Raw genomic sequence first — 12,075 nt, 5'->3', positions numbered from 1 at the left:
TTCCGATCACAAAGAATACTTTTTAAGGCACGAACAGACGGATAGTTCAATGGCAACTGACAGCAAATCTATGTCCCTACCGATCTGCGATCATCGACCGCAGCCTTACGATGGCCCGACAAAATCCGAAGTGATCGCGTTGCGTCACCAGTTTGTTTCGCCTGGCGTCTTTACCATCTACAAAGAGCCCTTGATGGTTGTCGAAGGACACATGCAATATGTATGGGACGAAACAGGAACGCGATACTTAGATGCATTTGCCGGAATTGTCACTGTCAGCGTCGGGCATTGCCATCCGAAGGTAGCAGAGAAAGTTCGAGCTCAAGTTGGAAAGCTGCAACATACGACCACAATCTACCTACATCCGACGATCGCGCAGTTCGCCGAAAAGCTGGCGAGTCACATGCCTGACGGACTTACGCGTACTTATTTTACGAATAGCGGTAGCGAGGCAAATGAGATCGCGATTTTGTCATCTCGCGAATATACCGGTAACACGGATGTCGTCGCTCTGCGAAACGGCTATCACGGCGGTACTTCTGCCACGATGGGGATTACAGCTCACGGAACCTGGAAGTTCAAGTCGAATGCGCAACCGAGCATTCATCACACGCATCCAGGCTATTGTTATCGATGCCCCTACGGATTGACCTATCCATCGTGCGAAATGAAGTGCGCACACGACATCAAAAACGTGATCCAATATCAGACTTCGGGACAAATCGCGTGTTTTATCGGCGAACCGATCCAAGGAGTTGGTGGCGCAGTCACGCCACCGAAAGAATTTTTTGAGATCGTTTACGGTATCGTGCGTCAGCATGGAGGCTTGTGCATTGCCGACGAAGTACAAGGTGGCTTTGGACGGACGGGCACGCATTTTTGGGCTCATCAAAATTGGGGCGTTACGCCAGACATTATTACGATGGCGAAAGGTATCGGGAACGGAGCTCCACTGGGTGCCATGACGACGACTGAACCAATTTCTGAGATGATGAAGCGTAAGATTCATTTTAACACTTACGGCGGAAATCCGATCAGCATGACACAAGGTCTAGCGACGCTGGAGGTCATCGAAGAAGATGGTCTGCAGGAAAATTCTCTGATCGTCGGGGCGTATTTGAAAGACCAATTGTTAGCCTTGCAAGACAAGCATCCGCTGATCGGAGAAGTCCGAGGGATGGGTTTGATGCTTGGTGTTGAACTCGTGCGCGACCGTATGTCAAAAGAACCAGCGACTTCGGAAGCAGCAGAAGTAATGGAAGCGATGAAGCTGCGTCAAGTTTTGGTCGGCAAAGGAGGTTTGATGGGCAATACGTTACGCATCAAGCCACCGATGTGTATCACAAAAGATGATGCTTTTTACTTGGTGTCCATGCTGGATGAAGTCTTATCGGAAATGAGTCAAAAAAATGCCCACGCTTGAAACCACCGTCAACGGACTTAAACTTCCCAACCCGTTTGTAATCGGTTCTGGCCCGCCTGGAACAAACGCAAACGTAATCTGCAAAGCGTTTGATGAAGGCTGGGGCGCAGTGATCTGCAAGACTGTCAGCTTGGATTCCTCCAAGGTCGTCAACGTGCAGCCGCGCTACCACCGTCTACGCAGCCGCGAAAGCGGTGAAATATACGGTTGGGAGAACATCGAACTGATAAGCGATCGTCCTTTCGAGACATGGATCGAAGAGTTCAAACAAATCAAGTCCTCGCATCCAACGGGGTGTTTGATTGCTTCCGTGATGGAGGAATATAACAAGAACGCTTGGCAAGAGATGATTGGGCGTTGCCAAGACGCCGGAGTAGATGCGTTTGAGCTTAATATGTCCTGTCCACATGGACTGCCGGAGCGAAAGATGGGGGCCGCGATGGGGCAAAGTCCGGAGATCCTGTCCGAAGTTTGTGGCTGGGTATCGGACGTCGCAAAGATCCCGGTCTGGGCCAAAATGACGCCAAACGTTATGCGCATCGAAGACCCTTCGCGAGCCAGCCTAGCCGCAGGTTGCGATGGAATCGCAGCGATCAATACAATTCGCAGCGTAATCGGAGTCGACCTTGAGACCTTACGGCCCGAACCGACCGTAGAAGGCTACACGACGCCCGGCGGATATTCCTGCCAAGCCGTTAAGCCGATTGCACTTCGGATGTGTATGGAGATTGCAACGATGATCCGAGACGAGTTTCCTGGTAAAACACTCAGTGGGATGGGCGGCGTCGAAACTGGCAAAGACGCTGCGGAATTCATTCTCTTGGGCAGCAACACGGTTCAGGTTTGTACCGGAGTGATGAAGATGGGATACCGTTGCGTTCAAGGCATGTGTCAAGAATTGCTCGAGTTTATGGAGAAGCATAAATTTGAAACGCTTGACGATTTCCGCGGTCATTCGCTGCAGTTCTTTACGACGCATGCAGATTTGGTACGACGCCAGGCCGAAGCACGCGCAGCCAAGAAAGCCGAGCACGATCGCAAGAAGATGATCCGCGCGGACGCAGAATGGGACGGCGATGACTTTGTAGACCAAAGCGATGCGCTAGCCCGAGGTTAAACAGGCTCTCGTTGACAGCCAAATCAGGTCAACAGCTCAGTGCGAATTTTGCCTTCGCTCCACACCATGGGGCGACCGATAGGCGTCATGGTTTCTACCGCAGGATCGACCCCGCACTCATGAAGGATTGTTGAGTGCAACTCCGGAATGGTAACCGGATCATTGACGACCTTGTCGAGATTGTCTTTGACTTCAAAATCGATCAGTTCTGATGTCGTAGCGCCGTGGACATATCCGCGGCGGAAACGACCGCCAGCTACCAGTGTACTGAAACCGGTGGGCCAATGATCACGACCACCGGCGGGATTAATCGAAGGTGTCCGGCCGAACTCACCGCTGCATAACACAATCGTGTTCTGGAGCATTTCGCGTTCTTCTAACAGCTTGAGAAGCGACGCGAGGGCTCCGTCCAAGTCTTTAGCGCGAGCATACTGAAAGTTGTGATTGTTCGCGTGTGAATCCCAACCGCCCAGTTCAACTTCGACGCACCTTACGCCCTGTTGCACCAATCGCACTGCGGCAAGGCAACCTCGTCCGAAGGCGGTATCGCCAAATGTGTCCCGAACGTCTTTGGCTTCTTTTGTTAAGTCGAATGCCTCTAGTTGAGTTGTATCCATCATGGCGACGGCGCGATTCGTGGTCGTTTTTTGCTGAAGCCGCATGGAATCCAGATCGGGGATGCGTCCGCGTTTGAATTCTTGATCAGCAATATCGCTCATCATTTTTAAGCGATTCGCTCGCCGTTCAGCGTCAATGCCACTGGTCAAGTTTGGCAGCGGCGATGCTGGATCGTACATTGTGAACGCATCGTACTGCGGGCCAAGGAAACCGCCACGCGAGGGCCATTGACCAGGCAGGATCGAGATGTGACGAGGCAAATCGATATTGTCCTCGCTCATGTGCGCCAGTACCGATCCGATGGAAGGATGCAGCAGCGTCGGCTCCGGTCGCCACCCAGTTTTAAAATTGCTGGTAGCACGCTCGTGGTCACCTTCTTTGCTAACCATCGACCGCACAAGAGTAGCCAAGTGCATTTGTTCAGCGACGGCTGGAAGGCTGTCGGCGATCTGCAGATCTTTGACGGTTGTAGAAATCGATTTCGCGTCACCACCGATTTTGCTATTCGGATGTGGATCGAAAGTTTCGAGTTGGCTTGGTCCACCTTGCAGCCATACAATGATCAACGCTTTCGCTTGGCCAGGAGAGCCGAGTTCCGACACATCAGTTCGTTCGCGCGCCAGTTGCTCAGCGACGACAGTCCATGGCGAGAGCATCGTTGCCGAAAGTGCGCCGGTGGACAAAAGCATTCGTCGACGGGAAAAATCATGGAGAGACCGACAGCCCGGATGTTCTATTGCAGATCGTTTCATGATCAATGGTTCCACTGGAGTTCGGCTGAATTGAGAAGCGCGTAGGCGAGGTCGCCACAGGCTCGGATAATTTCATCGCTCTGACGATCGGAGGTTTCATCGGCAGTCATGCTGTCGAATAATTCGCGGCGAACGGCATCGCGTTCGGTTGGTGAAGGATAGCGGTTAAGTGTTAAAAGATAGATCCGATCGATCTTTTCGTCTTCATTTTTAGCAAATGCGCCGATCCTAGAGACCGTATTGGCGATTAAGTCGTGCTTCGTCGCATCGTCGATCGCAGCTCCGTTCATGAGCAGGAGTCGTTGTGTTACAGTAGGCGCGAGGCCATTGAGTTCAGCATCGCCGAGATCGCCGAAGTCTCTGACAAAGTTATTTATTGTGTCATTACGCGTAAGTTGCTGGAGAATATTGGCATCGTCCGACATGCGACGGATTTGGGTAGCTTGGATGAGCGACAGCGCGATTTGTTCCGGCCGCAAGCGACTCACAGGATAGACAGCAAAACAGTTCTCGTGAGCGGTCGTTGGTTCAAAGGAATCGGAGCGAGACGATCGCTGAAAAGCCTCCGTCATGACAATTGTCCGCACCAGAGATTTAAAGCTATAGCCATCGGCAACAAAACGTTCCGCGAGCAGGTTGAGCGGTTCAAAGAGCAATGCATTATTTGTAATGTGATCGACGGGATCCACGAGAGGCCGCCCTGTCATGAGAGCCCACAACCGGTTCGTCGTTGCTCGCGCAAAGTGCTTGTTATGCGAACCGGTCAGCCACGCCGCAAATGCTTCACGCGGCGGTAGATCTTCGTTGAAGTTTTCTTCGTCAAACGGAACCGACGGCTTGATTACCGAAGGGTCAGAATCGCCTAGCAGGATGGCTTCATAAGGACGATCGTCGATTACTAAACCAGAGAATGGATTGGTGAACGAAGCACCCCCGAAGAATGACGCCAAGTGGTGGAAGTCAATCTGCGTTCCTGGACGCTCCCCCTCATCGGTTGCGAAATTGGTCGTCCCTAGAAAGTCGTCATGGCATTGAAGGCAGTCGATGCGTTGCCCTAAGAACACTCGCGCCGTCCGGCCTGCAATGCGAATGGGATCAGCGCGGTTGGTTTCCTCTCCATCAGCGGTCGCCGTGTAAAAGTTGACTTCGGGATGATCTGTCCACAAACCGTTGGCATTGACCAACTGAGATGCGAGTTCGTTGTAAGGGCGATCAGCTTGAAAATTGTCGGCGAGCCACATACGGAACTTACGACGTCGATAAAGCAAAAATGGACCTTCATTGTCGCCCACGAATGCTCGTGTAAATCGCTCTGCCCAGTAGTAGGACCAACGATTGTCAGCCAAACACGACTCCAGGAATGTTGAAACGCGTTCAGACTCGGGCAATGATTCGAGCTCATGGATGTCTTGAATCGACATTCCAGATCCGTGGAGGGCCAGGGAGATTCGCCGACACGCGGTCAGCCAGTCGGCTTGGGGCGCGAGTTCTAAAGATTCGGTAGCGGCAATCTCGCGAATACTTTCGTCGAACGCCGTGAAGTTCGAGTTTGAGATTCGACTGTCGGGCGGAACGCTTGGCCTGTTCGGATTGGAACCCAGCAAGCGAGAAACCGGAGTCGTCTTGGTTTTTTCGAACGGCGAATCGTATTTATGCGGAGCGAGAAAGGCTAGCATCATTGCTAGGAAACTGACGAGCATGGCCGACGCAATGCATATTTGTCTCCATTTCATCGTGACATCGCCTTAACTGAGGGAAGCCGGTTGCGTATTGCCGCGGTCAACAAGCTTTGAACTTTGGCTTGCTACCACAATTCTGGATTGTTTTTGGCAGTGTAGCTTGCAGGAACTTATCAAGTTTAAACGTTATTCGGGCGATCGAGCATCTTCTTGGGAAAAAAACTAAAATCCTCCCCGATTGCGTGAGGCCCCCGGTGGCTGATACCATAGGGCCGTAAGCTCGCGATGGCACGTGGTTTAGAACCAGCAGCATGACCTGACTACTTGATGAGTCCCGACATTATTTGGGAAGATTTGAGCGGTAGGAAAGAGTTGCGACCACGGAAGAGACATCGGACGCTTCATTTAAGTTGTTCAGTAAACTCGAATTCAACACCAACACGAATCAACGGCTTGCGAATATGCTCGCCGGATTCCAGGGTTGTGTGAGCGGTGTTCTGACCGAACTAACCAACAAATGATCCAGTTACTCCTTTCTCTCATTGCGGTGTCCCGGCTGATTTCAATCAGACTGGTTCGCATCGCCTTGAAGTTTCCGGTGCGCGACATCGACGCGAGTGGTCAAACGGCACTCAAGCGTGAATATTTGTGCGAACACATCGGAACAGGCCAAGCTGCGTCGGGCGCGAAAAATTGCCTGCGTGGACTGGTGGAGATTCCGCGAAATCGTATGCCGAGAACGATTAAGAATTCGTCAATGAGGCTCCGATTTTGCCGGACATTCGGCATTCGCGTATTCACGATGCCCGACGGTGCTATACGGCTGGATGAAGATACAAAGATTGCTCGTCTGCTAGGCGTCGAAATGTTTGCAAAATTTTCGTCGCGTTGCGATTGCGTTCTTCTGCATCGTCGATTTGTTGCGGTTGTTTGTTCGGTTTGACACTTCTGTTGTTGGGTTCGTTCCAAACATAGAAATAGTCAGTAGCAGTTGTTCGTCGAACTAGCTTGAAACAATCCGAATCGAGCGGCCAAGTTGGATGAGGCTGCTACCACGAAACCAAGGAATACGATCGTGGTAGAAACTTTCAATACTTATCAAGGCTGGAATGCCGAAATAATCCTCACAAATTTTGCGGACATCACGATGCTCGCTGCCGACGGTGGCGGCACAGGCACCATCGTGACTCTCATTGTTGCTGCAGTCGCGGCTTTCTTGGGTGCAGCCGCTTATCATGGCCTGAACGTTCTTCGCGGACGCGATGCAAAGTCACAGGCAACTGCGATTCTGGAGCAGGCGAAGATCGAATCTGCGAATACTGTCAAGCAAGCGGAACTTGAAAAGAAAGAGAAGCTGCTGACTTTGCAAAGTAAGTTCGATTCCGATATTTCGGCTCAGCGGAACGAACTGCAGAAGAGAGAAAAGCAAGTTGAGATCCGTGAACTGCAGCTTAAGCAATCGACCGATGAGTTCCGCAAACAGGAGAAACTGGTCGAACAGAATCAACGCAAGCTCGCAGACCGCATGGAGGACGCCAATCGGCGCAGTAAAGTCTACTCGCAGCTGATTGAAAAACAGAACGACGAACTCCAACGGCTTGCCGGAGTATCCAAGGATACGGCGGTTCAAATGCTGATGACGAACCTCGAAAAGGAGCTCAGCAGCGAAGTTGGAAGTGTGCTGCTAAAACATGAGCGTCGCGTGAATGAGCAGGCCGACCAAAAAGCTCGCGATATAATTTTGACGGCAATGCAACGTTATGCATCGGCACACACTGCCGAAAACACGACTAGCACTGTCGATATTCCTAATGACGACATGAAGGGTCGCATCATCGGTCGCGAGGGTCGCAACATTCGCGCCTTTGAAAAGGCTACGGGCACGGACGTGATCATCGACGATACGCCGGGCGTGGTGATCGTCAGCGGATTTGACCCAGTCCGCCGCGAAGTCGCTAGACAGACGTTACTTAAGCTGATCACAGACGGACGCATTCATCCAGCTCGTATAGAAGAGATAACGCTTACGACGCAGAAAGAGATTGAGAAGTTTATCTTGCGACGTGGCGAAGAAGCTGCAGAAGAAGTCGGCATCAACAATGTACCGCGCGGCGTACTTGAAGTGCTCGGTCGGCTTCATTTCCGAACCAGCTACTCACAGAACGTCCTGCAGCACAGCATTGAAGTTGCATTTCTGTCGGGCATGATGGCGGAAATGATTGGACTTGATCCGATGCTCGCGCGTCGATGCGGCTTGTTGCATGATATTGGAAAAGCTTCCGATCATGAAACAGAAGGCGGTCATCCAAAAATTGGCGCCGATTTGCTGAAGCGATTCAATGAAAATGAACACGTTGTGCATGCTGCTCTGGGCCATCACGACCTTTTGACGACCGAATACCCTTACACGCTATTGGTCGCAACAGCAGACGCTTGCAGTGCATCGCGTCCGGGAGCGCGGCGTGAGTCGTTAGAGCGTTATGTGAAACGCATGGAAGAGCTTGAGACCATCGCTCGAAGTTTCTCCGGCGTCGAGCAAGCGTTTGCGATACAAGCTGGTAGAGAGCTGCGGGTCATCGCCAACTCGAATCAGACCGACGACGCTGCGGCTGCGAAAATCTGCCGCGACATCGCAAGGGCGTTCGAGCAACAGCTACAATATCCTGGTGAGATCAAAGTGACCGTCGTACGTGAAACTCGGTTTACCGAATTGGCTCGATAGCGATCTAAAATGCAACCTGCAGATGTTTATCCTCCTGTGTCGCCTAATTGCATGCGATGTGTCATGGTAGGCGATATCGTCGGCAAACCGGGAATGCACATCGCGGAGCTGGCAGCGCCGTGGCTTAGGCAGCGGATGAAAGCGGACTTCCTTGTTGCGAACGGCGAGAATGCTGCCGACGGAACTGGCTTGCGAGTTCGCGAATTCGAGCGGCTGATCCGAGCTGGTTATGATGTCATAACGCTCGGCGATCATGTCTTCAAGAAGAAGGAGATCATGACCACTTTGGGCGAGAGCGATCGACTTGTTCGCCCGCTGAACTTCCCCAGTCAAGCTTCTGGAAAAGGCTTCACGACGGTCACTGCACGCAACGGTGTGGAGGTGAGTGTCATAAGCTTGATGGGTCGCGTGTTTATGCGGCCCGTTGACTGTCCGTTTGCGGCGATCGATAGATTGCTAAAGTCAGAAGAAAAGCTCGGCGTGATCAAGCTTGTTGACTTGCATGCCGAAGCGACTAGCGACAAACAATCCATGGGTTGGTATGTCGATGGTCGAGTGAGTGGGCTATTCGGGACTCACACTCATGTTGCAACGGCAGATGAACATATCATGGAAAAGCGTACTGCCTATCAGACAGACGTTGGTATGACAGGTCCCTTTCGAAGTATTTTGGGACGTAGCGTCGAGGCCGTGCTGGAAGCTACCGTTAGCTTTGAACCGACCGCGTTTCATGTTGCCACTGACGATGTTCGAATCACGGGCTGTTATGGTGACTTTGATACCGACACTGGCGTTTGCGTTGCTATTGCTCGCTTCCAGTGGAAGCTCGAGTTGCTGGCCACTTGGGAATCCCATGCCAAGCAGTTGGCCAAGAATCTTTAGTTTGTACTGCCGAATTCTTCTGAAACAAACACAAAAGCGGTAGGGCGCAAGCCCTCCGGTGTATTTTGGTATCACGACAGAACCGGACGGCTTGCGCCGATGCCGCTAACATTGAGTGACAGAATGCAAAAAGGCCGACTCATCTTGGGATGAGCCGGCCTCTGTTTTTTATATTTCGTTCGAGTTTGACTATCGATTCAGAGTCAATCCGAAGCTGATACCTGGCATAATCAAGTTTTGTTGTACGAAGCTTGCGGACGGTCCGAAGATCAGTGGCTGGTTGAAGCCGTCCGAGATGCCTCGAATCTGCGAACCGCGAGCAATCCCGTCACCGATCATGAGTAGTGACACACCTGATCGGAACGCTATGTTTCGTGTTAGGATGTAGGACGCATCGAGTCTAGCATCGAGACCGAACACAAACTTGTCATTGAGCCCTGGAGCGTCTGAGAGAATATTGACAGGTTCTGTTATGATCGTAGGATCGATGGGCGGAGTTGCTGGGCCAACCGCGCCGTATTCGAACTGGTATTCCTGAGTTTGCACCGAACCGGTTTGGAAGTTTCCGCCAAACAACGCTTTCGCTTCCCCCGAGAGTCGCATTCTACCGACGTCTCTGAAATATCGAAGTCCGAGTTGTCCAAGAAACATACGGTTCTGGTTGCGGATATCGCTCGTGTTGAACAATTCGACGGGATTACCCGCTGCGCTGGTGAAGGTTGTAAAACCGTCGGCCACGTTTATGTCTGTAAAATCCATGTATCGAAGACCCACTAGTGGCTCGAGGAAACCACCATGTTGGTACGGGGCAAGTCGCCACTTTTTGTTGACTTCGAAAGAGCTGAGCGAAGCGACGTTCAGGCTATCGCGGACAAAATATGTACCATCGCCAAAGTTCGGATCGAATGGATAGCGTTCGCGGAATATTTGGAAATCAAAGATGTTGTCTCCATCTACTGCGAGAATGTTAGCACGAATGTTTCGCGTGCCCGTGTACGTATTTGGACCCGACACGTTCAGGAACTGGAAGTCCCACCCGCTGTCATTGTCGCCCATGACACCGAAGGTAAACTTGTTACCCCAAGTCCGGTCGAACTTATTGTTCTCGGGTTCGATCAGCGGGCGGTCTAGGCCAACGTGCATCCGTTCGTAGGTTGCATACCAGCCATAGTTCGCTTTTTCACGAGCCGCAGCGTCTTCCAATGATTGGATGTCAACTGGAGCAAAAAACTGCCAGTCTGGATCGAAGCTCATCGGTTCCGCAAACGGATGGTATGGTTGATCGGCCATACTGGATGTCCCGGCTGCTGCCATTGCTGCTAGGACCAGCATGCGTAACGTGTTCTTTAACAACGCCATAGTATCTTTCCACCGTCGCATTGGGCTCATGATCTTGCAACACTAACAAAACCGGAGAGGCCCCCTCAGGCGCTCGATCCCGTCCGGTTTGGTCTATTGCACACTTTTCGGTTGTGCTGGTAGTATCGGATCAATCAGTCGTTCAAGTTGAGTTGTATTAGGTAAAGCTTGACGGAAATTCCGCTTCTAACGATCATTCCGAGAATGCCAGATAGTCCGCAGCCTGCCTATCTTACGCAGCGTTCGCTAAATGCTTGACGAAACAGCGGTTTGCGGCAACATTCAGATGATTCGCCGTTCCCAAAATTTATTTAGGAAATTGATTCGTTGTCGCTCGCAAAGACCTTCGCACCCGCCTTTTCAATTGGAAATGTCCTCGTTGACCCGCCGATTCTGCAAGCCCCGATGGCTGGCTTTACCAATTTCGCCTACCGACAGATCGTCCGCAGCTACGGTGGAGCTGGGTTGCAAGCGACCGAAATGGTGAACGCTCGGGGCTTTGTCTGGCTGGACGAGCACGACTGCGAGCATCCGGATCGGTTGTGGGGTGTCGCGGCCGAAGAGCGACCGCTAGCGGTTCAGATTTGGGACAACGACCCTGAAACCATGGCCAAAGTCGGCCGTCGTCTGGTCTCAGAGTATGGCGTAAGCGTCGTCGATATCAATTTTGGCTGTCCCGTTAAGCAGGTAACCGAGAAGGCGCACAGCGGCAGCTATCTCTTGCGGCAGCCCGAACGGATGTACGAAATTATCTCGCGGCTGGTCGAGGCCTGCTACCCGACGCCGGTCACTGCCAAGATCCGTTTGGGATGTACGCGTAAGGCGATGAATCACTTGTTGGTTGCGGAGACAGTGCGGAAGGCGGGGGCGTCGGCTCTGACGGTCCATGGTCGGACCGCCGAAGAGTTCTTCAAGGGCTCGGCCGACTGGGATCGCATTTCGGAAATCAAAGACGTCGTGGGTGACATGCCCTTGATTGGTAACGGCGACTTGAGTTCTGCGGAAGAGGTCGTGATGGCCTTTGAAAAGTATCGCGTCGACGGCGTCATGATCGCTCGCGCGGCACTCGGCAAGCCTTGGCTATTTGCGCAAGCCGCCGCAGCGATACGAGGCTTGCCGATTCCGCCAGAGCCTTCGCTGGAAGAGCAGCGGGCTTGTATGCTGCGCCATTATGCGATGGTGGTAGACCGGTTTGGACCTGAAAAAGGAACGTTGCTGATGCGGAAGTACGCATGTTGTTATGCTCAAGGCAAAAACGGCGCGCGATTCTTCCGCACCTATGTTGGCCACGTAAAAACTCCCGACGAATTTTACAAGGTCGTCGAAGACTACTTCCCGAAAGAACCAGGGCCGGTGCAGAGTTAGTCCGCGTTCAATTCTTTCAGCGCTCGGCGGGGCGGCGCATCGGTGCTCTTTCGTTCAATCGAGTGGGAGATTAAAGCTTCCGATTCCGAGGTTGCTTGGGACCATCGACCCAAGTTCGGACGGGGCTAAGGTCCCATCTTACGGATATTTTCTCCTCT

General features: G+C 52.2%; 9 protein-coding genes. 6 read left to right on the top strand and 3 right to left on the bottom strand.

Features of this window, described 5'->3' with window-relative positions; translation table 11 throughout:
- The first annotated feature begins 49 nt into the window (after nucleotides 1-49).
- Both SH451x_RS11080 and preA read left to right on the top strand, forming a co-directional pair.
- Nucleotides 50-1,423 (top strand): aspartate aminotransferase family protein, encoded by a 1,374-nt coding sequence (locus SH451x_RS11080; RefSeq protein ID WP_479362522.1) that lies wholly within the window; start codon nucleotides 50-52, stop codon nucleotides 1,421-1,423.
- Nucleotides 1,410-2,540 carry an NAD-dependent dihydropyrimidine dehydrogenase subunit PreA gene (gene preA, locus SH451x_RS11075; protein WP_479362521.1) on the top strand — a complete coding sequence of 377 codons (1,131 nt, stop codon included), beginning with the start codon at nucleotides 1,410-1,412 and terminating at the stop codon, nucleotides 2,538-2,540. Before SH451x_RS11080 ends, preA begins: the two co-directional genes overlap by 14 nt.
- Before the next feature lie 23 nt (nucleotides 2,541-2,563).
- Here preA and SH451x_RS11070 read toward each other — a convergent pair whose 3' ends face one another.
- Both SH451x_RS11070 and SH451x_RS11065 read right to left on the bottom strand, forming a co-directional pair.
- Nucleotides 2,564-3,910 (bottom strand): DUF1501 domain-containing protein, encoded by a 1,347-nt coding sequence (locus SH451x_RS11070; protein WP_479362520.1) that lies wholly within the window; start codon nucleotides 3,908-3,910, stop codon nucleotides 2,564-2,566.
- Between the two features lie 2 nt (nucleotides 3,911-3,912).
- Entirely contained in the window at nucleotides 3,913-5,643 is a 1,731-nt protein-coding gene (locus SH451x_RS11065; protein ID WP_479362519.1) for a DUF1553 domain-containing protein, read from the bottom strand.
- 463 nt (nucleotides 5,644-6,106) lie between these two features.
- Here SH451x_RS11065 and SH451x_RS11060 point away from each other — a divergent pair, with 463 nt between their 5' ends.
- The 3 genes from SH451x_RS11060 to SH451x_RS11050 all read left to right on the top strand — a co-directional run bounded on the left by SH451x_RS11060 (nucleotide 6,107) and on the right by SH451x_RS11050 (nucleotide 9,193).
- On the top strand, nucleotides 6,107-6,532 hold the full coding sequence (locus tag SH451x_RS11060) for a hypothetical protein (RefSeq protein ID WP_479362518.1): 426 nt from the start codon (nucleotides 6,107-6,109) through the stop codon (nucleotides 6,530-6,532).
- 204 nt (nucleotides 6,533-6,736) lie between these two features.
- A complete protein-coding gene (gene rny / locus SH451x_RS11055) occupies nucleotides 6,737-8,311 on the top strand; it encodes a ribonuclease Y (RefSeq protein WP_479362904.1) in 1,575 nt (524 codons plus the stop codon).
- Nucleotides 8,312-8,320: 9 nt separating this feature from the next.
- Nucleotides 8,321-9,193, top strand: coding sequence for a TIGR00282 family metallophosphoesterase (locus SH451x_RS11050; protein WP_479362517.1), 873 nt, complete (start codon nucleotides 8,321-8,323; stop codon nucleotides 9,191-9,193).
- Between the two features lie 189 nt (nucleotides 9,194-9,382).
- Here SH451x_RS11050 and SH451x_RS11045 read toward each other — a convergent pair whose 3' ends face one another.
- Nucleotides 9,383-10,552 (bottom strand): BBP7 family outer membrane beta-barrel protein, encoded by a 1,170-nt coding sequence (locus SH451x_RS11045; protein WP_479362516.1) that lies wholly within the window; start codon nucleotides 10,550-10,552, stop codon nucleotides 9,383-9,385.
- A gap of 405 nt (nucleotides 10,553-10,957) precedes the next feature.
- On the opposite strand from SH451x_RS11045, the gene SH451x_RS11040 reads away from it, so the two are divergent.
- On the top strand, nucleotides 10,958-11,917 hold the full coding sequence (locus SH451x_RS11040) for a tRNA dihydrouridine synthase (RefSeq protein ID WP_479362903.1): 960 nt from the start codon (nucleotides 10,958-10,960) through the stop codon (nucleotides 11,915-11,917).
- The last annotated feature ends 158 nt before the right edge of the window (nucleotides 11,918-12,075 follow it).

This window comes from Njordella aestuarii, from assembly GCF_056494165.1.
Note: the sequence above shows the minus strand (reverse complement) of the source record. Positions and strands in the feature narration are given on the sequence as shown.

What these genes read in the sequence shown, in the direction of transcription:
- rny (WP_479362904.1), top strand. Translation starts at nt 6,737, where the DNA reads ATGCTCGCTGCCGACGGTGGCGGCACAGGCACCATCGTGACTCTCATT.
- SH451x_RS11045 (WP_479362516.1), bottom strand. Translation starts at nt 10,552, where the DNA reads ATGGCGTTGTTAAAGAACACGTTACGCATGCTGGTCCTAGCAGCAATG.
- SH451x_RS11040 (WP_479362903.1), top strand. Translation starts at nt 10,958, where the DNA reads ATGGCTGGCTTTACCAATTTCGCCTACCGACAGATCGTCCGCAGCTAC.
- SH451x_RS11060 (WP_479362518.1), top strand. Translation starts at nt 6,107, where the DNA reads ATGATCCAGTTACTCCTTTCTCTCATTGCGGTGTCCCGGCTGATTTCA.
- SH451x_RS11070 (WP_479362520.1), bottom strand. Translation starts at nt 3,910, where the DNA reads ATGAAACGATCTGCAATAGAACATCCGGGCTGTCGGTCTCTCCATGAT.
- SH451x_RS11080 (WP_479362522.1), top strand. Translation starts at nt 50, where the DNA reads ATGGCAACTGACAGCAAATCTATGTCCCTACCGATCTGCGATCATCGA.
- SH451x_RS11050 (WP_479362517.1), top strand. Translation starts at nt 8,321, where the DNA reads ATGCAACCTGCAGATGTTTATCCTCCTGTGTCGCCTAATTGCATGCGA.
- preA (WP_479362521.1), top strand. Translation starts at nt 1,410, where the DNA reads ATGCCCACGCTTGAAACCACCGTCAACGGACTTAAACTTCCCAACCCG.
- SH451x_RS11065 (WP_479362519.1), bottom strand. Translation starts at nt 5,643, where the DNA reads ATGAAATGGAGACAAATATGCATTGCGTCGGCCATGCTCGTCAGTTTC.